The sequence below is a fragment of the Micromonospora sp. RB23 genome (assembly GCF_053585025.1).
Genome location: NZ_CM132111.1, coordinates 426,338 through 448,200 on the forward strand (window position 1 = coordinate 426,338; position 21,863 = coordinate 448,200).

Annotated in this window: 19 protein-coding genes; 9 read left to right on the forward strand and 10 right to left on the reverse strand. The window is 72.1% G+C overall.

What is annotated here, in order from left to right:
- Positions 1-4 precede the first annotated feature (4 nt).
- On the reverse strand, positions 5-625 hold the full coding sequence (locus tag ACTFTM_RS01915; RefSeq protein ID WP_449564162.1) for a DedA family protein: 621 nt from the start codon (positions 623-625) through the stop codon (positions 5-7).
- Positions 626-871: 246 nt separating this feature from the next.
- Positions 872-1,801: an SMP-30/gluconolactonase/LRE family protein gene (locus ACTFTM_RS01920; RefSeq protein WP_449564163.1), complete on the reverse strand. Its 930-nt coding sequence runs from the start codon at positions 1,799-1,801 to the stop codon at positions 872-874.
- A gap of 110 nt (positions 1,802-1,911) precedes the next feature.
- Between ACTFTM_RS01920 and ACTFTM_RS01925 the strand changes: the two genes are divergently transcribed.
- A complete protein-coding gene (locus ACTFTM_RS01925; protein WP_449564164.1) occupies positions 1,912-2,406 on the forward strand; it encodes an Lrp/AsnC family transcriptional regulator in 495 nt (164 codons plus the stop codon).
- An 11-nt stretch (positions 2,407-2,417) separates the two neighbouring features.
- On the opposite strand, the gene ACTFTM_RS01930 is transcribed toward ACTFTM_RS01925, so the two are convergent.
- From ACTFTM_RS01930 to ACTFTM_RS01955, 6 genes are all read right to left on the reverse strand, one after another.
- Positions 2,418-3,680 carry an adenylosuccinate synthetase gene (locus tag ACTFTM_RS01930; RefSeq protein ID WP_449564165.1) on the reverse strand — a complete coding sequence of 421 codons (1,263 nt, stop codon included), beginning with the start codon at positions 3,678-3,680 and terminating at the stop codon, positions 2,418-2,420.
- Positions 3,677-4,636: a hypothetical protein gene (locus ACTFTM_RS01935; RefSeq protein ID WP_449564166.1), complete on the reverse strand. Its 960-nt coding sequence runs from the start codon at positions 4,634-4,636 to the stop codon at positions 3,677-3,679. Before ACTFTM_RS01935 ends, ACTFTM_RS01930 begins: the two co-directional genes overlap by 4 nt.
- A 10-nt stretch (positions 4,637-4,646) precedes the next feature.
- Entirely contained in the window at positions 4,647-5,612 is a 966-nt protein-coding gene (locus tag ACTFTM_RS01940; RefSeq protein ID WP_449564167.1) for a serine/threonine protein kinase, read from the reverse strand.
- Entirely contained in the window at positions 5,609-6,364 is a 756-nt protein-coding gene (locus tag ACTFTM_RS01945; RefSeq protein WP_449564168.1) for an NUDIX hydrolase, read from the reverse strand. Before ACTFTM_RS01945 ends, ACTFTM_RS01940 begins: the two co-directional genes overlap by 4 nt.
- 92 nt (positions 6,365-6,456) lie before the next feature.
- A complete protein-coding gene (locus tag ACTFTM_RS01950; RefSeq protein ID WP_449564169.1) occupies positions 6,457-7,500 on the reverse strand; it encodes a MaoC/PaaZ C-terminal domain-containing protein in 1,044 nt (347 codons plus the stop codon).
- Positions 7,500-8,882 (reverse strand): 3-oxoacyl-ACP reductase, encoded by a 1,383-nt coding sequence (locus ACTFTM_RS01955; RefSeq protein ID WP_449564170.1) that lies wholly within the window; start codon positions 8,880-8,882, stop codon positions 7,500-7,502. The genes ACTFTM_RS01950 and ACTFTM_RS01955 overlap by 1 nt, the downstream gene beginning before the upstream one ends.
- 54 nt (positions 8,883-8,936) lie before the next feature.
- Here ACTFTM_RS01955 and ACTFTM_RS01960 point away from each other — a divergent pair, with 54 nt between their 5' ends.
- The 4 genes from ACTFTM_RS01960 (at position 8,937) to purB (ending at position 15,588) form a co-directional block, all read left to right on the forward strand.
- Positions 8,937-10,229 carry an acetyl-CoA C-acetyltransferase gene (locus tag ACTFTM_RS01960; RefSeq protein ID WP_449564171.1) on the forward strand — a complete coding sequence of 431 codons (1,293 nt, stop codon included), beginning with the start codon at positions 8,937-8,939 and terminating at the stop codon, positions 10,227-10,229.
- A 471-nt stretch (positions 10,230-10,700) separates the two neighbouring features.
- Positions 10,701-11,714 (forward strand): glycosyltransferase family 2 protein, encoded by a 1,014-nt coding sequence (locus ACTFTM_RS01965; RefSeq protein WP_449564172.1) that lies wholly within the window; start codon positions 10,701-10,703, stop codon positions 11,712-11,714.
- A gap of 64 nt (positions 11,715-11,778) precedes the next feature.
- Positions 11,779-14,103 (forward strand): hypothetical protein, encoded by a 2,325-nt coding sequence (locus tag ACTFTM_RS01970; RefSeq protein ID WP_449564173.1) that lies wholly within the window; start codon positions 11,779-11,781, stop codon positions 14,101-14,103.
- A 60-nt stretch (positions 14,104-14,163) separates the two neighbouring features.
- On the forward strand, positions 14,164-15,588 hold the full coding sequence (gene purB / locus ACTFTM_RS01975; protein WP_355048416.1) for an adenylosuccinate lyase: 1,425 nt from the start codon (positions 14,164-14,166) through the stop codon (positions 15,586-15,588).
- 128 nt (positions 15,589-15,716) lie between these two features.
- Here the strand turns inward: purB and ACTFTM_RS01980 are convergent, their stop codons facing one another.
- Positions 15,717-16,280 (reverse strand): YbjQ family protein, encoded by a 564-nt coding sequence (locus ACTFTM_RS01980; RefSeq protein ID WP_449564174.1) that lies wholly within the window; start codon positions 16,278-16,280, stop codon positions 15,717-15,719.
- 23 nt (positions 16,281-16,303) lie between these two features.
- Positions 16,304-16,987, reverse strand: coding sequence for a S1 family peptidase (locus ACTFTM_RS01985; RefSeq protein WP_449564175.1), 684 nt, complete (start codon positions 16,985-16,987; stop codon positions 16,304-16,306).
- A gap of 355 nt (positions 16,988-17,342) precedes the next feature.
- Here ACTFTM_RS01985 and purS point away from each other — a divergent pair, with 355 nt between their 5' ends.
- Genes purS through ACTFTM_RS02005 form a run of 4 tightly spaced genes read left to right on the forward strand, consistent with a single transcriptional unit; the run spans position 17,343 to position 21,798 of the window.
- The gene (gene purS, locus ACTFTM_RS01990; RefSeq protein WP_007454310.1) at positions 17,343-17,606 is read left to right on the forward strand and encodes a phosphoribosylformylglycinamidine synthase subunit PurS; all 264 of its coding nucleotides are present in this window, start codon (positions 17,343-17,345) and stop codon (positions 17,604-17,606) included.
- Positions 17,603-18,286 (forward strand): phosphoribosylformylglycinamidine synthase subunit PurQ, encoded by a 684-nt coding sequence (gene purQ, locus ACTFTM_RS01995; RefSeq protein WP_449564176.1) that lies wholly within the window; start codon positions 17,603-17,605, stop codon positions 18,284-18,286. The genes purS and purQ overlap by 4 nt, the downstream gene beginning before the upstream one ends.
- A gap of 55 nt (positions 18,287-18,341) precedes the next feature.
- Positions 18,342-21,038, forward strand: a complete 2,697-nt coding sequence (purL, locus tag ACTFTM_RS02000; RefSeq protein ID WP_449564177.1) for a phosphoribosylformylglycinamidine synthase subunit PurL — start codon at positions 18,342-18,344, stop codon at positions 21,036-21,038.
- A gap of 4 nt (positions 21,039-21,042) precedes the next feature.
- Positions 21,043-21,798: a 2-phosphosulfolactate phosphatase gene (locus ACTFTM_RS02005; RefSeq protein ID WP_449566510.1), complete on the forward strand. Its 756-nt coding sequence runs from the start codon at positions 21,043-21,045 to the stop codon at positions 21,796-21,798.
- Positions 21,799-21,863: the final 65 nt, after the last annotated feature.

Here is a 21,863-nt window from a genome sequence, read left to right on the forward strand (position 1 = left end):
GCGATCACCGGCGGGACGCCGCGCGACGGTGCGCGCGGCGGCGTAGCCACCGGATCCCCTCCAAGCCGAAGGTGATGACCAGCGAGACTCCCACCCCGACCAGCACGCCCTTCACCGGGTCCCGTTCGAAGGCCAGCCCGCCGAAGTACCCGAGCAGCCCGCAGTACACCGCCCAGGTGAACGCTCCGATGCTGTCGTACAGCAGGAACGCGCGGCGGGAGTAGCCCACCGCCCCCATGGTGAGGGTGACGGCCGTCCGGCCGCCCGGCACGTACCGGCTGGTGGTCAGGATCATCCCGCCCCGGCGGTCCACCGCACGTCGGGCCCAGTCGGAGCTGGCCCGCCGGCGGCTGCCGTCCGGGAGCCGGGCCAGTCGGCTCGCGCCACCGCCGCGCCCGATGGCGTACGAGATGTGGTCGCCGACCAGCGCGCCGACTCCCGCGCTGACGATCACCAGGGTCAGGCTGGGGTGGCCGCCGCTCGCGGACAGCACCCCGGCGGTGATCACGGCCGCCTCGCCGGGCACCGCCGGGAAGAACGCGTCGACAGCGGTCAGCCCGAAGATCACCAGGTAGACCCACGGCGACGTGACCGTCCCACGGAGGAGGTCGAGCAGGGCGTCCATGCCCCCATGTTTGATGGCTCGGCGGCGGTCGGTGGCGCTTCGCCGACATTGCGCCGAATGGTCAGCCGAGCACCGTGTCAGCTCGTTGCGTCAAACGAGATCGCCGGGGCTGCTGGAAGTCGACGCTTGTGGGCCGTGGTGCGGTAACGGTGGTGGATGGCTTGGGCGAGGGCGGGACGCACGGGCTGACCTTCCAGGAAAGTCGCACCGCCGCCGTCGTGGTGATCTGGGCGGGCATGGCGTCGCTCATAGCTTCTCGCTGCTGGGCGGCGGGTAGTGGGCGCCGTTGAAGGTGACTCGCAGCGAGTACACCGAGGTTCCGGCGGTGATGAACAGGTGGTTGCGTTTCGGCCCACCGAAGGTGAGGTTGGCGACCGGTTCGGGTAGCAGCAGCTTGCCGATCAGGGTTCCGTCAGGATCGAAGCAGTGCACACCGTCCCAGGCCGCCGCCCACACCCGCCCGGCGTCGTCGAGACGAATGCCGTCGAAACGGCCGAAGTCGCATTCAGCGAAGATCTTCCCCCCGCTGAGGGTGCCATCGGCGATGACGTCGAAGACGCGGATGTGACTGGGGTCCTGTCGTGTGTCCACGATGTAGAGCTGCTGTTCGTCGGCCGAGAACGCCAGGCCGTTGGGGCGGCTGAAGTCATTCGCGACGACGCGCATGTCGCCGGTCGCGGGGTCCAGGCGAAACACATAACAGGCGCCGTCGAACTCGTTGTCGCCTCTGTTGCCCTCGTAGTCGTTGTGGATGCCGTAACTCGGGTCGGTGAACCAGATCGTGCCGTCGGCGCGGACGACCACGTCGTTGGGGCTGTTGAGTCGCTTGCCCTGGAAACCGTCGACCAGCACGGTGATCGTGCCGTCGTGCTCGGTTCGGGTGACCCGCCGATTGCCCTGCTCGCACGTGACAAGCCGACCCTGGCGGTCCACGGTGTTGCCGTTGGCGTAGCCCGAGCCGTGGCGGTACACGCCGACAGTTCCGGTGGTCTCATCCCAGCGCAGCATGCGGTCGTTGGGGATGTCGCTCCACACCAGGTAGCGGCCTGCCGGAAAATACGCTGGCCCCTCAGTCTTGCGTGCGCCGCTGTGCAGCAGTTCGACGACAAAGTCGCCGTCGCAGCCACGGAACCGCTCATCCAGCACGCGGAACTCAGTGGGAACAGTGTCAGCCATCGCCGTCCCTCCCCTTGGGTCGGAGTATCGTTCGGCAAATACATGTAGGAACCATACCTGGTAAGGTAGACGAGCCGCTCAACCGAATTCTGTTCAACGGAGGCGCCTCGGTGGTAGATGACATCGACCGCGCGCTGCTGGCGCACCTGCAGCGCGACGCCACCCAGTCCTACGCGGCACTGGCCAAGGCGGTGGGACTGTCCGCAGGCGCGGTCCATGAGCGCGTACGAAAGCTGCGCGAACGCGGCGTGATCCGCCGGACCACCGTCGACGTCTCCCCGACGCTCGTCGGCCGTGGCGTGTCGGCGTTCGTGATGGTCAGTGCCGACTCTTGGATGGGCGACGTTCCGACCCGCGACGCGCTTGCGGCTATTCCCGAGATCCAGGAGGCGCACATCATCGCCGGCGCGGCATCACTGCTGGTGAAGATCCGTACCGCGACGACCGAAGACCTGCAAGCGGCGCTGCGCCGCATCTTCGGCGTCGACGGCGTCACCGGCACCCAGGCCATGGTCGTGCTGGAGACGTTCTTCGAGCGTTCGGTGAGCGTGCTCGACCAGCCCAGCGAACCGCACCCGCTGGATGCCGACGCGCCACTACGTTAGGTCCGTAGGAGTCAGCCGGCGTGCACCAGTGCCCGTGGGTCGAGCAGCCGTCCGTGCGTGTTCTTGTCGTCGGCGGTGGGCCCGTGCGAGGTCAGCACCACCGGCGTGGCCAACTCCGCGCCCACCGCCTCGGCCCAGTCGGCCGGCGGGTCGTCGTACACCGGGTGGGACCGCAGCAGGCGGTCGGTGAGCGCGGCCTGCCGGCCCAGGTCGCCGGGCGGGCCCGGGGTGAGCCGGTCGATCGTGTCGTAGCGGCGGCAGATCCGCAGGTCGGGGCCCGTGAGGTCGAGGTGGGTCAGCGCCAGGCCGTCGACCCCGCCGGCCGCCGCGAGGGCGTACCGGTGGGCGACGGCGTCGAAGTGACCGAACCGGAACCGGCCCTGCCACGGGTTCGTCGGGTTGTGCCGGTCGACGAAGGGCAGCGCCGGGTCCTCGGTCACCAGCGGGCCGGGACCGTGCCGGGTGGTGACGGTCCGCAACACGCCGATCCGGGTCACCTCGCCGGCCTGGCCCGCCTCGGCGAGCAGGCGGTCGGCGTTAGCGAAGGTGGTGGTGCTCCACGTCGTGTACGGGTGGAAGCCGTGCCACTCGTCGAGCAGCACCCCCTGGGCGCCCTCGAAGACGCACGTTCCGGAGCGTAGCGCTCCGGCGAGCCAGCTCCCGTCGACGATGGCGACCCGCCCGGCGAACCCGGTGAACGCGGGCAGGCAGTCGTCGACCGGCGGCGCGTCCAGCGGGCCCAGCTCGGCGGTCAGCCGGTCCCGCAGAACCGTCAACCGGCGGCGCAGCATCGCGGGCTGCCGGCAGTCGCCCACCCGGGGCGCGTCGTCGGGGTGGGCGAGGCCGTACGCGACGGCTTCGCCCACCCCCAGCCCGCAGGAGCCGTGCCGGTCGGCGCCCCGGGCGATCTCCCGGGCCCGGTTGGCGGCCCGGTGGTACGGCGTGGCGAGCAGCGCCTCGGAGTCGACGGTCAGCCGGTCCAGCGCGTCGGGCACCCCGACCGTGGCGAGGTGGTCGGCCTCGGCGGCCAGGGCCAGCGGGTCCACCACCACGTGCCGGGACAGGTGCGTCCCGACGCCGGGGTGGAACGTGCCGGCCCCGAACTGGGCGAACGTGTGGTGCCGCCCGTCGCGCAGCACGACGTTGTGTGCCGCCTGCGCGCCCCCGTTGAAGCGGACCACCGTGCGCACGGGCCGGGTGGCGCAGAGCCAGTCCACGACCGTGCCCTTGCCCGCGTCGCCGTACCCGAGGTCGACCACCGCCACGTGCCTCACAGCCGCGTCACCTCGCCCGCGGTGTCGCGGAACGCCGGCAGCGTCGACACCTCGGCCCGCCGGCCCCGGCCGAGCCGCGCCAGCGCCTTCGACACCGTGCCGGTGGCGCGCGAGCCGGCCCGGTCCAGGTGGCGCAGTCCCTCGTCCAGGTCGATGGCCTGCTCACCGAGACCGATGGTGAGGGCGATCGTCTCGCAGACCGCGTCCAGGTCGTCGAGCACGACGGCGTTCTGCCCGAGCAGGTCGCGCCAGAAGTCGAGCACCTTCGAGTTGCCGGCGTAGCTGCTGCCGGCGGGGAGCAGGTAGTAGGTGTCCCAGCGGCGGGTCACCTCGTCGACGACCTGGCGCAGTGGCACGTCCTCGCGCAGGTCGTCACCGATCAGGCCGGCCACCTCCCGCGCCTTGACCCGCTGGTACGCCAGCTCGTCGCCGATGACGAACAGGTAGCCGCGTCGGCCGCGCTTCTCCCAGTTGTCGGTGACGGTGTGCCGGGCCATGAAGTACAGGGCCAGCTCGTACGACTCGCTCATCTGCCCGCCGCCACCGCCTTCGAGGACGATGCGGCCGAGGTCGTCGTCCATCCGGTTGTCCGACTCGAACTGGCCCACCTGTAGGGGCACCCGGTCGCAGGTGGCGTCGCCGATCGCGCCGAACATGATCTGCGGGTCGCTGGCGTAGCCCTGCCGTTGCAGCAGCCCGAGGAGCTGCGGCAGCTTGGTCTGCAGGACGCGCGGGACCGCGCGCATCGAGCCGGTCACGTCGAAGAGCACCGCGACGGGCGTCGAGCGGGGGTGCTCGGCGGAGTCGCGGCTCTCCCGGGTCGCGTCGCGGGGGTCGAGCGCGGGGTGCACGGTCCGTGCCCCGCTGTCGCTGTAGGAGAACGCGCTGCGGCCGGTGGAGCGCCGGTAGCGGTCGGCGGCGTCGTACACGTCGGTGGACCAGGTTCCACTGCCCATGACAGCTCCTCTAGAGGGTGAAGGGTCGGAAGGTGCGTGGCCCGTAGAGCCGGTCCAGCACCTGGTCGAGTTCGCGCAGCAGGCCCCAGGCGTCGTCGGGCCGGGCGCTCAGGGCGCGTTGCTGGCAGCCCTTCGCGAAGGCGTCCAGCTCACGGGGCGCGCGTGGTCCCATCAGCCAGCTCATGCAGCGGCTGGCCATCGCGATGTCGGTGCCCGGACCGCAGGGCAGCCTGCGCGGGACCTCCTGCGGGTACCAGTCCTCGTGGCCCGGCACGAGCGCCGGGATCGTGCGGCCGGTCGGGGTCGAGAAGCACCAGTCGACGAGCACCACGCCGTGGGCGTCCGGCTCGATCAGCACGTGCCGCGGCAGGACCGCGCCGTGCACGATGCCCGCGCGGTGGGCCAGGCCGAGCGCCACCAGCAGTCGCCGCCACATCCAGGCCGCGTCCCGGGCGTCCAACCCGTCGGGGTACGCGCGCCGCACCGCGTCGAGGTCGTGCAGGCCGGGAGCGGTGGCGAGCACGTTTATCCGCCGTTCCGCGCCGGTCGCGGGGTCGCGGTGCCCGAACTCGTCGACGAGTCGGGGCACGTACGGCAGGTAGCGCGGGTCGCCGTGCTCGGCCATGGTGCGCAGGGCGTGTGCCTCGCGGGCCATCAGGTCGTTGTCGGTGGGCCGCCGGGGGAGTTTGAGCAGTCGGTCGTCGCCGACGTCGTACAGGTCGGCCAGGTCGCCCGAGTGGGCCACCGGGCCGAGCCGGTAGTCGCCGAGGACGGTGGTACGCCGGGCCTGCCACCGGGTCGTGACGTGGACGAACGCGTCGAGGGCTTCGGCGCGTACCCCCGGGTCTGTCGGCAGCCGGTCGGGGTGCAGGGCCGCGACCAGCTCGCGGTAGCGGCGGGCCGGCTGGTCGGCGCCGAACAGGTCGGCGTCGGTGCGGGCGGCCGTGACCAGGCCGATGGCCTCGGCGGTCCTCATCGCACGGTCTCCTCGCGGGCCGGCCGCAGCAGCGCCGGGTGCAGAAGCCGGGCGTCGCCGGCCCGGTAGAGCCGGGCGCGGGGGCCACCCCGGGCGCCGCCGCGTTCGGTGCTCGCGCCCGTGCTCTCCACGAAGCCCGGCACCGAGAGGACCTTGCGGTGGAAGTTGCCGGCGTGCAGGGGGTGACCCCAGACCGTCTCGTAGACGGCCCGCAGTTCGCTGATCGTGAACTCGGCGGCGAGGAACCGCGTGGCCAGCGGGGTGTACTCCAGCTTGGACCGGGCCCGCTCCAGCGCGTCGTCGATGATGCGGCCGTGGTCGAAGGCGAGCTGCCGGCTGGTCAGCGCCGTGACCGGCAGCCAGCTCGCCTCGTCGGCGTCCGAGCCGGCGGCGGCGTCCGGCAGGTCGGGAGCGAACGCGAGGTGGGCGATCGAGACGACGCGCATCCGCGGGTCACGGTCGGGAGCGCCGTAACTGCCCAACTGCTCCAGGTGTACGCGCCGCAGCCCTGCACCGCCGAGCCCGGTCTCCTCGGCCAGCTCCCGTCGGGCGCCGGCGGTCAGGTCCTCGTCGGGGTGGACGAAGCCGCCGGGCAGCGCCCAGTGCCCCGCGAAGGGCGCCTGGCCGCGTCGGATGAGCAGCAGGTGCAGTTCGCCGTCGCGAATGGTCAACGCCACCACGTCGACGGTCACGGCGACCGCCGGATAGTCGCGGGGGTCGTACGCGGCCAGGAAGTCCTGCTCGTCAACCATGTCTCTCTCAATCTGAGAACATCTCGCTGTGAGAACAACTTAGCGTAGACGTGCGCCCCTGCCAACCCCTCGATCGGATCGGCAGGGACGCGTCAGCGCACGAGACCCACCAGGTGCGGTCGGCCGCCCGAGTCGTGCAGGGCGAACCCGCCGTCCGGCAGGAGGGCGAAGTTCACCGTGCTCGGCAGCGGCACGGGCAGCTTGAAGGCCACCTCGACGGTGTACGCGTCCGGCAGCCGCGTCTCGAGCGCGGCCAGGCAGCGCGCCTTGCTCCACATGCCGTGCGCGATCGGTTGGCGGAAGCCGAACAGTCGCGCGCCGAGCCGGGAGGTGTGGATCGGGTTGTGGTCCCCGGAGACGCGTGCGTACTCGGTGCCCACCCGGGGCTCGACCCGCCACCGGGCCGTGGCAGTGGGCGGGGTCGGACGTTCGCCCCTCTCGCGCCCGCCGGGCGTGCGCTCGCGACCAAGGTACGTCGAGACGCCGCGCCAGACCTCCTCCCCGTCGACCGAGCCGACGAGCACCACGTCCGCCTGCCGCCCCCGGTCGTGCGGGCGCAGATTTTCCGCGTACGTCGTGAAGTCCAGGGTCTCGTCGGCGGTGATCGGGCGGTGCGTGGTGATCCGGTTGCCGACGTGCACCACGCCGGTCAGCGCGATGGGAAAGCCCGGTGCGGTCATCAGCCGCAGGGCCAGCGGAAAGCCCAGGACGTGCGGGTACGTCGCGGGCAGCCGGTCGGTGAGCCGGAACCCGCACACCCGGTCGTAGTCGGCCAGGTGGGCCCGGTCGACCTGCACGCCGTGCACGGCGAACTCGACCGCCGGCAGGTCGTTGCTCTTCCGCCCTCGGCCCAGGCCCGGCAGCGCGCCGAGCACGGCCCGCCGGTACAGCGGCCCGGACGCCGGCATCCGGGTCAGCTCGACGCGCTCGCGGTCACCCGTGCCGGCCGACCCGTGAGCGCCGAGGTCGGCGGTCACCTCTGCCGCCGACGCGCTCAGGTCGTGCGTCCGGTCAGCGTCGGCGTCGGCGGCTTCCGGCCGGCGGATCGCGTCCAGCGTCTCCCGCGACAGGATCTCGGTCGGGCCCTCGATCAGCTCGTGGACCGACAGGTCGTCCGGCTCTCTCTTCCTGGCCATCACGCCCCCAGCAGACTCTGGCCGCAGACCCGGACCACGTTGCCGCTGATCGCGCCGCTCGCCGGCCAGGCCAGCCAGCCGATCGTCTCGGCCACGTCGACCGGCAGCCCGCCCTGGGCGAGGCTGTTCATCCGCCGGCCCGCCTCGCGGACGACGAGCGGAATGCGGGCGGTCATCCGGGTCTCGATGAAGCCGGGCGCCACCGCGTTGACGCTGATCCCCCGGTCGCGCAGGCTCGGCGCCAGCGAGTCGACCAGCCCGATCACGCCGGCCTTGCTGGTGGCGTAGTTGGTCTGCCCCCGGTTGCCGGCGATCCCGGCGATCGAGGACACCCCGATGATCCGCCCGCCGGCCGGAATCAACTTCCGTTCCAGCAGCACGTCGTTGATCCGCTCCGGACTGGACAGGTTCACGTCGATGACCTGGTCCCACCGGTCGGCGTCCATCCGACCGAGCGTCTTGTCCCGGGTGATGCCGGCGTTGTGCACCACCGCGTCGACGCGTCCGTGCCGGGTGGCCAGGTGGTCGGCGAGCCGGGTCGGCGCGTCCGGGGCTGTCAGGTCGAGCTGGACCGCCGTACCGCCGATGTCGTTCGCCACCGCGGCGAGGGCGTCGCCGGCCGCCGGCACGTCCAGCGCGACCACCTGGGCGCCGTCGCGGGCGAGCACCCGGGCCAGGGCCGCGCCGATGCCCCGGGCCGCCCCGGTGACCAGCACGACCTGCCCGTCCAGCGGACGGTTCCAGTCGGCCGGGGCGGTCGCCGCGCCGGTGCCGATCCGGACGACCTGCCCCGAGACGTACGCGGACCGGCCGGAGAGCATGAATCGGATAGTCGATGCGAGGCTCGTGGTCGTGCCAGGTGAGAGGGCCGGGCCGTCCGCCGCGATACTGCCGTTGCGGGTCACGTAGACGAGCTGGGCGGTGGTGCCCCGGCCGAACTCCTTGCCGATGCTGCGGACCAGCCCCTCCAGGGCGCGCTGGGCCGTCGCCTCGCGCGGGGTCGCGCACTCGCCGGGCGGGGTGCCGAGCACGATCACCCGACCGCTGGGCAGCAGGGTGCGGGCGTGCGGGTGGAAGAAGTCGTAGAGCTGGCGGAGCTGCGTCGAGTCGGTGATGCCGGTCGCGTCGTACACCAGGGCGCCGAAGCGGTCCTCGGCGGCGACCGTGCGTGTGTCGCGCAGCTCGACCCCGGCGGCGGTCAGGATCGTGGTGACCGCCTCGGTGAGCCGGCCGCCGTCGGCCGCGCCGAGCAGCGCGGGCCCGGGCAGCAGCGGGTCGCCGGGCTGGTGTCGGCGCAGTCGCGGCGGATCGGGCAGCCCGAGACGCTTCACCAGCGAGCGGCCGGCGGCCGATTGGACGAAGCTCGCGTACCTGTCGGTCATGGGCGTAGCCTACTGGCGAGTAAGGTTCGAGCAACACTTGCGAGGAGGCGGATCGTGCAGAGCATCCGGAGGGTCGCGGTCATCGGCGGCAACCGCATCCCCTTCGCCCGTTCCAACTCCCGCTACGCCGACGCGTCCAACGGCGACCTGCTCGGCGCGGCGCTCGACGGTCTGATCGCCCGGTACGGGCTGGCCGGGCAGCGGGTCGGCGAGGTGGTCGCCGGTGCGGTGCTCAAGCACTCCCGCGACTTCAACCTCACCCGCGAGGTCGTGCTCGGATCCCGGCTCGACCCGCACACCCCGGCGTACGACATCCAGCAGGCCTGCGGCACCGGCCTGGAGGCGGCGATCCTCGTCGCCAACAAGATCGCCCTCGGTCAGCTCGACGTGGGCATCGCGGGCGGTGTCGACACCACCTCCGACGCGCCCCTCGCCGTCAACGAGGACATGCGACGTACGCTGCTCAAACTCAACTCCGCCCGCACGGTCGGCCAGCGGCTGAAGATCGCCGCCAAGCTGCGCCCGCTCCAGCCGTTCAAGCCGGACATCCCCCGCAACGCCGAACCGCGCACCGGCCTGTCCATGGGTGACCACGCCGCCCGTACCGCCCTGCGCTGGCAGATCGACCGGCGCTCCCAGGACGAGTTGGCGTTGCGCTCCCACCAGCGGTTGGCCGCCGCGTACGACAGGGGTTTCTTCGACGACCTGATGACCCCGTACCTGGGGCTCACCCGCGACCAGAACCTCCGCCCCGACACCAGCGTGGAGAAGCTCGGCGCGCTCAAGCCGGTCTTCGGCACGCGCGGCCCGGACGCCGAGCAGGCGACCATGACCGCCGGCAACTCCTCGCCGCTCACCGACGGCGCGTCCACCGTGCTGCTGGCCAGCGAGGAGTGGGCCGCCGCGCACAACCTGCCGGTGCTGGCGTGGTTCAGCTGGTCGGAGGCGGCGGCCGTCGACTTCGTGCACGGCGACGAGGGCCTGCTGATGGCCCCCGCGTACGCGGTGCCCCGGATGCTGGCACGCGCCGGGCTCACGTTGCAGGACTTCGACTACTACGAGATCCACGAGGCCTTCGCCTCGCAGGTGCTGGCGACCCTCGCCGCCTGGGAGTCGCCGGAGTTCTGCAAGGACCGGCTCGGCCTGGACACCCCGCTGGGCGCGATCGACACCGACCGGCTCAACGTCAACGGCTCGTCCCTGGCCGCCGGACACCCGTTCGCCGCCACCGGCGGACGGATCGTCGCCACGCTGGCGAAGCTGCTGGCCACCAAGGGCAGCGGACGTGGGCTGATCTCCATCTGCGCGGCCGGCGGCCAGGGCGTGACGGCCATCCTGGAGCGCTGAACCTGCCCCAACGCGATGTCCCAATGTCTCTCGTCAAGAGGCATTAAGACGTGCGCCCCGTCCGTGCTCGGTCAGACCCATCCGCGCCGATCTTGCACTTCCTGTTGCCGAAAATAAGAGGAATGCCCCCGTATGCCGCGACAGTAAGTGCAAGATCGCGGGGGTCCAGCCGCAGCCCGGGTCGATCATGGAGTCGTGGTGGGTAGATGGTTCCGGAGTGCACCTTTTGTGAGGCAGCACAACTCCATGATCGACGCGCGGGCGCGGGCGGGGGCGAGCGGCGGGGGCGTGGCCCGCCATTTTGGAGCGTTGAACGCTCGATCGTCCCTTACCGGGGTGACCGCCAGCAGGCGTTAACGGACTGTTCAGCAGGCCGTCCGATGGCGGCGGGTTTACCACGCAACGGTGATCGCTGCCGCGTCCTCGACGCGGCGCTGATCACTCCTGCGGGCGGAACGGGGCCGTATCTTGATGGAGTCCGTCGTCCCCGGGACGACCACCCTGTCGGTGGTCATCCCGATGTTCAACGAGACCGCTGTCATCCCGGCCCTGGTGGCCCGACTGCGGCCGGTGCTCGACGCGCTCGGCGTCGACTACGAGGTGGTCGCCGTCGACGACGGCAGCGCCGACGACACCGTGTCGGTGCTCTTCGACCACGGCCGGGGCTGGCCGCAGTTGCGGGTGCTGCGGCTGCGGCGCAACAGCGGTCACCAGGCGGCGTTGACGGCGGGTCTGCACCGGGCCGTCGGCCGGTGGGTCGTGAGTCTCGACGCCGACCTACAGGACCCGCCCGAGGCCATCGCCGAGATGCTGCGGGTGGCCCGGACGGACGGGGTGGACGTTGTCTACGGCGTCCGGGCGGACCGCAGCACCGACACCATCTTCAAGCGCAACACCGCCCGCGCCTACTACTGGGTGATGCGGCGGATCGTGGGGGCCGACCTGCCCGCCCAGGCCGGTGACTTCCGGCTGCTCAGCCGGGACGTCGTCGAGGTGCTGCGGAGGCTGCCGGAACGCGCACCGGTCTACCGGCTGCTGGTGCCGTCGCTCGGCTTCCCCAGCGCCGAGGTGCGCTACGACCGCGAGGCCCGTGCCGCCGGGGAGACGAAGTATCCGCTGCGCCGGATGGTCGCGCTGGCCTGGGAGAGCACGGCGAACTTCTCGGCCGCGCCCCTGCGCCTGGCCACCTGGATGGGGATGTCGAGCTTCCTGCTCTGCCTGGCCCTGATCGTCTTCGGCGTGGCCGTGCACGTCTCCGGTGCCACCATCCCCGGCTGGACCTCGATGTTCGTCGCGGTGCTGCTGCTCAGTGGGGTGCAGTTGGTCTGTCTCGGCCTGCTGGGCGAGTACGTCGGCCGGATCTACGCGACAGTGCAGAACCGGCCCGCCTTCCACATCGGGTTCGACTCCCGGGACGGGGTTTCGGGCGCGGAGGCAGGTGCACGTGGTCGTGTCGGTGACGACGTTGTCCGCCTCCGTGGCTGACGCCCTGCTGGCCGAGCGGGTCGACATTCCGGCCCCAGCCTCGGCCTCGCGCCGGAATGCTCTCGTGCCGATTCTCAGCACGCTCCCGTGGGTGCTCGTGATCGGCGCACTGCTCGTGGTGTGGTCACGCGGCGGCGTGCCGGTGCCGGACCTCGCGGCGTTCTCCGCGTACTGGGCGTTCGCGCTGGTGCTTCCCGGGACCCTGGTGCACCGCGCGCTGCGCGGCGGTCGCGGCAACCTCCCCGAGGACCTCGGCTTCGGCGCGGCCACCGGCCTGCTGTTGGAGATCGTCGCCTGGGCGTTGGCGGCGGCGACGGGTCAACAGACCCTGCTGCGGTGGTGGGCGCTACCCGTACTCGTCGCGTTCGCCGCCGTGCCCGGGCTGCGCCGGCACTGGCGGGTCGGCGAGCGCCGTCCGCTGCCGCTCGGCTGGCACTACGGCATGGGCGCGGCGCTGCTGGTGGTGCTGGCCTGGGGGTACGTCCAGTGGCGGATGGTCCCGCTGCCTCCGGTGTTCGGCGGCTACTACCAGGACGTGCTCTACCACCTGGGTCTGGTGCAGGAGTTGACGCGGGCGATGCCGTTCGAGTTGCCGCACGTCGCGGGGGAGGCGTTGCGCTACCACTACCTCTCCGACGCCCACATCGCCAGCGGCAGCATGATCACTGGCATCGCGCCGGCGACGGTGCTGCTGCGGCTCTGGCTGGTACCGGTGGTCGGCGTGGCGGTGATTCTCGCGGCCGGGCTCGCCCGCGACCTGAGTGGAGCGGTCTGGACCGGCCCGGTGGCCGCCCTCGCCGCTTTCACCGGTGCGGCGGTCACGCTCGGCTCGCCCGTGGGTGCGTCCGGCGAGATGCCGCTCTCCTACGCCAGCCCCTCCCAGACGTACGTGTTGGTGCCGTTGTTGCTGCTGGCCGGGCTCGTTGTCGACGCGGCCCGGGGGCGTTCCCTCGGCCGGGCCTGGCCGCTGGTCCCGGCGCTCGGGCTGGTCTGCGCGGGGGCGAAGTCCAGCGCGTTGCCGCCGCTGATCGCCGGCCTGGGTCTCACCGCCGTGGTGTTCTGGTGGCGCAAGCGGGAGATTCCCCGACCCGCCCTGGTGGCGTTGGCCTGCCTGGTGGCGGCGATGGCGCTCGGTTTCCGGCTGTTCGCCGGCGGCGGGGCCTCCACCCTGCGCGTGCAGGCGTTGGCGTTGCTGCACTTCGTCGCCCCGTACGCCGAGACGCTGGGGCCGGGTGACGGGATCTGGCCGAGCGCACCGCTGCCACCGGGCATCAACGACGGTGGTGTCCTCGGGTGGCTGCTGGCGTTCGCTGTGGTCGGCTGGTGGGTGCTGGGTCAGTCCCCACGGTGGGTGGGCATGGGCCTGCTCCGCGAGCATGGTCACCGGGCCGATCCGGCTGTCTGGCTGCTCGCCGGCACGGTCCTCGCCGGGGCCGCCACCACCTGGGTGTTCCAGCACCCGTCGATCAGTCAGATCTACTTCTGGATGGGCGTCATCCCGATCGGCGTCGTGCTGACCACCTGGTCTCTCGCTGCGGCTCGGGCGCCCTGGCCGGTGTTGGTGGTGCCCGCCGTGGCCGGCGCGTTGACGGGGCTCGCCACCGCCGGCACGGTGGTGGGTTTCGCCGTGCCGGCGATCAGCCGGCCCGGCACCCCCGCCACCTCGACGATCGAGGGGTGGCTGCGGGTCCTGGGTCTCTCGGCCGCACGGTTCGTGCTGTTCGTGGCGGTTGCCGCCGCGCTCGCCGTCGCAGTGGCGGCCCTGTGGCGGCGTCGCGTTTCGGCGCCGGCAGCTTCGGGAGCAGGTCGTCGGCGAACGGTGACGATCGCCCGGGCCGGGGTCACCGCGGCGCTGCTCGGTGCCAGTGTCGCCGTCGTGCTGGGCGGGACGGTTCGCTCGGTGCTGACCGAGCCGGGGCCGCCGGCCACCGGACCGCAGCCGTACGCGCTGACCGCCGCCGAGATGCGTGCGGCCCTGTGGCTTGACGACAACGCCGCCGACGACGACGTGGTCGCCACGAACGTGCACTGCCGTCCGGTGCAGACCACCCCGCACTGTGATGCCCGCGCGTTCTGGGTGACCGGCCTGGGCGGGCACCGCACGGTGGTGGAGAGCTGGGGCTACACCGACGCGGTGGTGGCCGCGCACGGCGTCGACAACCTGGGGTACGCCCGGCAGAACTTTCCCGACCAGGAGTTGCTCGCGCTCAACGACGGGGTGTTCAGTGCGCCGACTCTGGCCGACCTGGATCGGCTCCGGACGGAGCACGGGGTCCGTTGGCTCTTCGCCGACAGCCGGGCCGGTGCGGTGTCGCCGGAGTTGGCCCGGCTGGCCCAGGTTCGGCTGGTCGCCGGCTCGGTGACCGTCTACGAGCTCACCCGCTCCTGACCGCCTCGGGGGTTCGGCCCGGTCCAGGCGCCGGTCAGCGGGTGCGGGACAATGAGGTACGTGACGACGATCCCGAACGTGCTCGCCAACCGGTACGCCTCGCCCGAGTTGGTCGCCCTCTGGTCGCCCGAGGAGAAGGTCCGGATGGAACGGCGGCTGTGGCTCGCCGTGCTCCGCGCACAGCGTGACCTCGGCGTGGCGGTCCCGGACGGTGTGGTCGAGGCGTACGAGCGGGTGCTCGACCAGGTCGACCTGGCGTCGATCGCCGAGCGGGAGCGGGTCACCCGGCACGACGTGAAGGCCCGCATCGAGGAGTTCAGCGCGCTCGCCGGCCACGAGCACGTGCACAAGGGGATGACCTCGCGGGACCTCACCGAGAACGTCGAGCAGCTTCAGGTGCGTGCCTCGCTGGAGCTGATCCGGGACCGGGTGGTGGCGACCCTGGCCCGGCTGGCGTGGCTCGCGTACGAGCACTCCGAGCTGGTCATGACCGGCCGCTCGCACAACGTGGCGGCGCAGGCCACCACGCTGGGCAAGCGCTTCGCGTCGGCGGCGGAGGAGCTGCTCATCGCGTACGACCGGCTGGAGGAGCTGATCGCCCGCTACCCGCTGCGCGGTATCAAGGGCCCGGTGGGCACGGCCGCCGACCAGCTCGACCTCTTCGACGGTGACGCCGACAAGGTGGCCGAGCTGGAGCGACGGGTCGCCGAGCACCTGGGCTTCTCGCGGGTGCTGGACAGCGTCGGGCAGGTCTACCCGCGTTCGCTGGACTTCGACGTGCTGGCCGCGTTGGCGCAGACCGCCGCCGCGCCGTCGTCGCTGGCCACCACGATCCGCCTGATGGTCGGCCAGGAGCTGGTCACCGAGGGCTTCAAGCCGGGCCAGGTCGGTTCCAGCGCGATGCCGCACAAGATGAACACCCGTTCGTCCGAGCGGGTGAACGGCTTCGCGGTGATCATCCGGGGTTACCTGTCGATGGTCGGCGAGCTGGCCGGCGACCAGTGGAACGAGGGGGACGTGTCCTGCTCGGTGGTCCGCCGGGTGGCCCTGCCGGACGCGTTCTTCGCCGCCGACGGGCTGTTCCAGACCTTCCTGACGGTGCTCGACGAGTTCGGCGCGTACCCGGCGGTGATCAACCGGGAGTTGGAGCGCTTCCTGCCCTTCCTGGCGACCACCAAGATCCTGGTGGCGGCCGTCCGGCGTGGCGTCGGCCGGGAGGTCGCCCACGAGGTGATCAAGGAGCACGCGGTCGCGGTGGCGCTGGCCATGCGCGAGAAGGGCGCCCCGGAGAACGACCTCTTCGACCGGCTGGCCGCCGACGGCCGGCTCGGCCTGTCCCGCGCCGACATCGACACCCTGGTAGCGGACCGCACCGCCTTCGTGGGAGCGGCGAAGTCCCAGGTGGAGTCGGTGACCCGCAGGATCACCAAGGTGGTCGAAACCCACCCCGACGCAGCCACCTACACCCCACCCCCCATCCTCTGAGTCCCCGCCGTGTCCTCCGTTGATCATGAAGTTATCGGCACGACACGCCGGTGAGCGAGGCAATAACTTCATGATCAACCGGGTGGGGCGGGCGGGTGGGGCCGGGCAACCGGGTGGGGCCGGGCGGCCTAGTCGCCGGTGGGGGTTTCTGCGGCTGTTCGCAGGGTCGGGGCGCTCGCCGGTTCGGCGATGCCGCCCAGGGACTCGGCGAAGGCCGGGTCGGTCGCGGTCTCTGCCGCCACCGCCGGCTGGTCGGCCGGCATGGTCTCGGGCATTGTCGGTACGGCGATGACCGCCGTGCCGTACGCGCAGATCTCCATCCACATCTCGCCGCAGTCCCGGCTGTCGAAGCGCATGCCGATCACGGCGTTCGCGCCGAGCCGTAGGGCCTCCTCGCCGAGGCGGGTCACCGAGTCGGTACGCCACCGGGTCAGGTTGTCCGGCGCCATCGGGTCGTACGCGCCACCGCGCAGGTTCTTGACCCCCTCGCGGTACGGGTTGCGCGTCCTGGCCATCGATGACACCACCTCACCGAGAATCTGGCGGATCTCGTAGCCGGGCAGTTGCTCTGTCGTCACGACCAGCACGTTTCCGATGCTGTCAGGAGTGACGCGACCCGATCGTGTGCCGTGTTCACCTGATCGGATGCTGCAAAACGGCGCGGCGCGGACGGTCGGCGCGGGGCCGACCATCCGCGCCGCGGGGGCGCTAACCGTCAGACACCGGCCACCGAGGTGATCCAGGCCCGGTTGTACGCGACACTGCCGTAGTTCTGGATGTTGTACCCGTCGGCGGTGGAGGCGACGCCGACCTGCTGGCCGTTGTAGAACTGCGGGCCGCCCGAGTCGCCCCGCCAGGCGTTGCCGTTGATGCGGGTGCTGCGGATGGCCTGCCCGCCGTACGCGTCGGTGACGTTGGTGCTGGTCACCTGGACGGTGGCGGTCTTGAGCTGGCTGGACGCGGAGCAGCCGCTGTAGCAGGTCATGCCCCACCCGTAGATCGAGTTGGTCGAGCCGACGGGTGGGTTGCTGCTCGCCAGGGACACCGTCGAGGTGCTGACCGTGCTGGAGAGGCGCATGAGGGCGAGGTCGTTACGGGTGTAGGTGGCGCTGACGGTGCGGGTGACCCCGCCCGAGGCGCGGTAGACGCTGCCGACCCGGACGGACATCGTGCCGCTGATGCAGTGGCGGGCGGTGAGCACCCACTGCGCGGCGATCACGCTGCCCGAGCAGGTGAACGAGCCGTTGCTCAGCACGGCGGCGGCCCAGGGGGCGGACGACACGGTGCCGCCGCCGATGATGGGTTGGGGGCCGGCCGGGGCGGCGGACGCGCCGGACGCGAAGGCGAGGGCGCCGACCAGCGCGGTGCTGATCAGGGCGAGCAGGGGACGGACGCGCATCGGGGGACTCCTTGAAGGGTGGGCCCGGGGTCGCCGGGGTGCCCGGGTGGCGACGGCGGGAGGTCCCCGCCATCGCTTGCATCGAGCTATGTCGATGCACTCTAGGGCCGGCGGGCATCGTTTTCAAGAAGCCGATCGAGATCGTCCAATGTAACGATTCGGCTACCCTGCGCGCTGTATATCCCCTGGTGGGGCGGCCTGTCCCGGGTTGCCGCGCCCCCTTGCCGCCCGTTATGTGGATCACTGCCTGGACTGCGCCCGGCCGGTGCGTCCGCGGCGGAATCTGCCAGGTAGGCTGGCTGCGCTCGCCCGTTGTGGGTCGGCACCCAACTGCGTACACAGTCAGGAGTGCCCAGTGCCTCGCGTCGTCGTCGACGTCATGCTCAAGCCCGAGATCCTCGATCCGCAGGGCCAGGCCGTCGCAAACGCGCTGCCCCGGCTCGGCGTCAGCGACGTCGCCTCAGTCCGGATCGGCAGGCGGATCGAGATCGACTTCACCGGTGAACCGGACCTGGACCGTGCCCGGGAGATCGCCGACAAACTGCTCGCCAACCCGGTCATCGAGGACTTCACCGTCCGCCTGGTCGAGACCGACGAGACCGCGGACGCCCGCTCGTGACCGCGCGGGTCGGTGTGGTCACGTTCCCCGGCTCGCTCGACGACGGGGACGCGGCCCGCGCCGTCCGGATCGCCGGCGCCGAGCCGGTCCGGCTCTGGCACGGCGATGAGAACCTGCACGGGGTGGATGCAGTCGTCTTGCCCGGCGGCTTCTCCTACGGCGACTACCTGCGCTGCGGAGCCATCGCCCGGTTCGCCCCGGTGATGGAGACGATCGTGGACGCCGCCCAGGGCGGCCTGCCGGTTCTCGGCATCTGCAACGGCTTCCAGATCCTCTGCGAGGCGCACCTGCTGCCGGGCGCGCTCACCCGCAACCAGCACCTGCACTTCCGCAACCGGGACCAGGTCCTGCGCATCGAGTCGGTCGGCACCGCGTGGACCAACGCGTTCCAGGCCGGCCAGGAGGTGCTGATCCCGGTCAAGAACGGCGAGGGCTGCTACGTCGCCGACACCGCGACGCTGGACCAGCTCGAAGCCGAGGGCCGCGTCGTCGCCCGCTACGTCGGCGGTAACCCGAACGGGTCGCAGCGCGACATCGCCGCGATCACCAACCCCGCCGGCAACGTGGTCGGCATCATGCCGCACCCGGAGCACGCGGTGGAGGCGCTCACCGGCCCCTCGCTGGACGGTCTCGGCTTCTTCACCTCGGTCCTCAAGCACCTGGTGGGGACCCCAGCGTGAGCATCGGTCAGCTCAACCGCCGGCCTGGCGGGCACGAGCGCAGCGAGGAGAGGTCATGACCACCCATCCGGACCCGGTACGGGACACTCCGGAGGCGTACTCCGCCCCGGCGCAGTCGACCGAGCCGCCGGCGCGGCCCACCGCTCCGGCGGCCGCTCCCGCGCAGCCGGCGACGGCCGACTGGACCGACGGCGTGGACACCGTGCCGCGTGCCGGTGGCACCCCGGGCGAGCTGCAGCCGTACACCGAGCTGGGCCTGCGCGACGACGAGTACGACCGGATCCGGCAGATCCTCGGCCGTCGACCCACCCAGTCCGAGCTGGCCATGTACTCGATCATGTGGAGCGAGCACTGCTCCTACAAGTCGAGCAAGGTGCACCTGCGTCAGTTCGGTGAGAAGGCCCCGCAGAGCGACCGCCTGCTCGCCGGCATCGGCGAGAACGCCGGTGTCGTGCAGGTCTCCGACAAGCTGGCGGTGACCTTCAAGGTCGAGTCGCACAACCACCCGAGCTTCGTCGAGCCGTACCAGGGCGCGGCTACCGGCGTCGGCGGCATCGTCCGGGACATCCTGGCCATGGGCGCCCGCCCGGTCGCGGTCATGGACCCGCTGCGCTTCGGTGCGGCGGACCACCCGGACACCGCCCGGGTGCTCACCGGCGTGGTCGCCGGCGTCGGTGGCTACGGCAACTGCCTCGGCCTGCCCAACATCGGCGGCGAGCTGGTCTTCGACCCGTCGTACCAGGGCAACCCGCTGCTCAACGCGCTGTGCCTGGGCGTGCTGCCGGTCGACCGCCTCCAGAACAAGGCCGCCGCCGGCCCCGGCAACGTCGTGGTGCTGATGGGCGCCAAGACCGGCCGGGACGGCATCGGCGGCGTGTCGGTGCTGGCCAGCGCCACCTTCGACGAGGGCAGCGAGGCCCGTCGCCCCGCCGTGCAGGTCGGTGACCCGTTCACCGAGAAGCTGCTGATCGAGGCGTGCCTGGAGCTGTACGACGGCCAGCTCGTCGTCGGCATCCAGGACCTGGGCGGCGCCGGGCTGACCTGCGCGCTCACCGAGACCGCCGCCGCGGCCGGCACCGGCATGCGGGTCTGGCTGGAGCGGGTTCCGCTGCGCGAGCCCTCGATGGACCCGCACGAGATCCTGGCGAGCGAGTCCCAGGAGCGGATGCTGCTGGTCGTCGAGCCGGACAAGCTCGAAGCGGTGCTCAAGACCTGCGAGAAGTGGGGCGTGCTCGCCACCGCGATCGGCGAGGTCACCGCACCGGAGCCGGACGGCCGCCCGGGTCGCCTGCTGATCACCTGGCGGGACCACCTCGTCGTGGACGTGCCGCCGGGCTCGCTGGTCGACGACGGCCCGGTCTACGCCCGGCCGATGCGTGAGCCGGCGGACCTCATCCTGCTCCAGGCCGACCGGGCCGAGACGCTGCCCCGCCCGGCCGACCCGGACGCGCTGCGGGAGACCCTGCTGCGCATGATCGCGTCGCCGAACCTGGCCGACAAGACCTGGGTCACCGAGCAGTACGACCGCTACGTGCTGGGCAACACCGTGCTCGCCCAGCCGGAGGACGGCGGCGTGATCCGCATCGACGAGCAGACCGGGCTCGGCGTGGCGCTGTCGGTCGACGGCAACGGCCGGTACGCCCGGCTCGACCCGTACCACGGCACCAAGCTTGCCCTCGCCGAGGCGTACCGGAACGTGGCCGTGACCGGCGCGAAGCCGATCGCCGTCACCAACTGCCTCAACTTCGGCTCGCCGGAGGACCCGGGCGTGATGTGGCAGTTCGCCGAGGCCGTGCGCGGCCTCGCGGACGGCTGCCTGGAGCTGGGCATTCCGGTGACGGGCGGCAACGTCAGCTTCTACAACCAGACCGGCGCGGCGGCCATCCACCCGACCCCGGTGGTCGGTGTGCTGGGCGTGCTGGACAACGTGGCCGACCGGGTGCCGATGGGCTTCGTCCCGCGCCCCGGCGGCGACCACGACCAGCTCTACCTGCTCGGTGAGACGAACGTCGAGCTGTCCGGCTCGGAGTGGGCCTGGGTGACGCACGAGCACCTGGGCGGCATTCCGCCGCAGGTCGACCTTCTCCGCGAGAAGGCCCTGGCCGACCTCCTGGCCGAGGCCGCCCGGGTGGGCCACCTCAGCTCGGCGCACGACCTGTCCGACGGTGGTCTCGCCCAGAGCCTGGTCGAGTCCTGCCTGCGGCGTGGCGTCGGTGCCCGGATCGCCGTGCCGGAGCAGTTCGCCGAGGGCTCGATGCCCTTCGTCTACCTGTTCAGCGAGTCCGCCACGCGGGCGCTGGTGTCGGTGCCGCGTGGCCACGACAAGGCGTTCGCGGCGCTCTGCGCCGAGCGGGGTGTGCCGTTCGAGCTGATCGGTGTCACCGACCCGTCCGGCGGGGCGCTCGAGGTGCACGGGCAGTTCCGGATCGGCCTGGACGAGCTGCGGGCCGCGCACACCGAGACGCTTCCGCGCCTCTTCGGCGGCACCGCCGTAGCGCCTTCGGCTGTCGGCGAGGAGACCGAGCCGGCCGTCGTCGAGGTGTCCGCCCCGGCCGCCGGCGTGGCGGGCGCGGTCGAGGCCGTGCCGCTGCCGGGCGACCCGGCCGATCCGGTGGACCCGTCGGAGGTGCTCTCCGAGCCGATCGCCTCGGCCGGCCCGTCCCCGCAGACCGGAGCTGTCGACCCGATCGGGTCCGAGCAGCCGTCCGAGTCTGAGTCCGGTGCCACCGAGTCGTCGCCTGACGAGCGCTGAGGCGTTGGCGGCGGCCGTCTACGGCCAGCCCGGGTCAGGCGCCAGGTTCGACTGGGGCCTGACCGGGGCGGCCGAACTCGGCCGTGTCTGCGCGGCGCTGGTGGTGGTGGACGTGCTCTCGTTCACCACCGCCGTGGAGGTGGCGGTCGCCCGGGGCATGCGGGTGCACCCCTTCCCGTGGGGTGAGCAGGCCGCCGAGTACGCGCTGCGGGTCGGCGCGGTGGCGGCGGTAGGACGCCGCCGGGTGACGGCGGACCACCCCTGGTCACTCTCACCCGCCGCACTGAGCGCCGCGCCGATCGTCGCGGACCTTGTGCTGCCCTCGCCGAACGGCTCGGCCATCAGCGCCGCCGCGAGCGCCACCGGCCTTCCGGTGGTCGCGGCGTGCCTGCGTAACGCGCGCGCCGTCGGGCGTTGGCTGCGCCACCAGGGGTACGGCACGACGGACGCCCCGATCGGTGTCATCGCCTCGGGAGAGCGCTGGCCGGACGGGTCGCTGCGCCCGTGTGTCGAAGACCAACTCGGCGCGGCGAGCGTGCTGGACGCTCTGTCCGGCGTGCCGGGCGGTCTCTCCGTGGAGGCGGCCATGGCCCTCGCCGCGCTGGCCAGCACTCCGGACGTACCCGCCGCGGTGCGCGGCAGCGTGTCCGGCCGGGAGTTGACCGAGAGCGGTTTCGAGGCCGACGTCGACGTCGCCGTCCAGGTCGACGTGTCCGACGTCGTACCGGTCCTCCGCCAGGGCGTCTTCTCCGCCGCCTGACTCGGCCCCCGCCCGGCCGCCCACGCTCGGCGGCAACGCCGCACCCCGTTGATCATGAAGTTACT

Bases quoted from the DNA above. Each gene is read 5' to 3' on its own strand.
- ACTFTM_RS01935 (WP_449564166.1), bottom strand. From the start codon at position 4,636: ATGGGCAGTGGAACCTGGTCCACCGACGTGTACGACGCCGCCGACCGC.
- ACTFTM_RS01955 (WP_449564170.1), bottom strand. From the start codon at position 8,882: ATGACCGACAGGTACGCGAGCTTCGTCCAATCGGCCGCCGGCCGCTCG.
- ACTFTM_RS01965 (WP_449564172.1), top strand. From the start codon at position 10,701: ATGGAGTCCGTCGTCCCCGGGACGACCACCCTGTCGGTGGTCATCCCG.
- ACTFTM_RS01950 (WP_449564169.1), bottom strand. From the start codon at position 7,500: ATGGCCAGGAAGAGAGAGCCGGACGACCTGTCGGTCCACGAGCTGATC.
- ACTFTM_RS01915 (WP_449564162.1), bottom strand. From the start codon at position 625: ATGGACGCCCTGCTCGACCTCCTCCGTGGGACGGTCACGTCGCCGTGG.
- ACTFTM_RS01985 (WP_449564175.1), bottom strand. From the start codon at position 16,987: ATGCGCGTCCGTCCCCTGCTCGCCCTGATCAGCACCGCGCTGGTCGGC.
- ACTFTM_RS01940 (WP_449564167.1), bottom strand. From the start codon at position 5,612: ATGAGGACCGCCGAGGCCATCGGCCTGGTCACGGCCGCCCGCACCGAC.
- ACTFTM_RS01980 (WP_449564174.1), bottom strand. From the start codon at position 16,280: ATGGTCGGCCCCGCGCCGACCGTCCGCGCCGCGCCGTTTTGCAGCATC.
- ACTFTM_RS01945 (WP_449564168.1), bottom strand. From the start codon at position 6,364: ATGGTTGACGAGCAGGACTTCCTGGCCGCGTACGACCCCCGCGACTAT.
- ACTFTM_RS01920 (WP_449564163.1), bottom strand. From the start codon at position 1,801: ATGGCTGACACTGTTCCCACTGAGTTCCGCGTGCTGGATGAGCGGTTC.
- purL (WP_449564177.1), top strand. From the start codon at position 18,342: ATGACCACCCATCCGGACCCGGTACGGGACACTCCGGAGGCGTACTCC.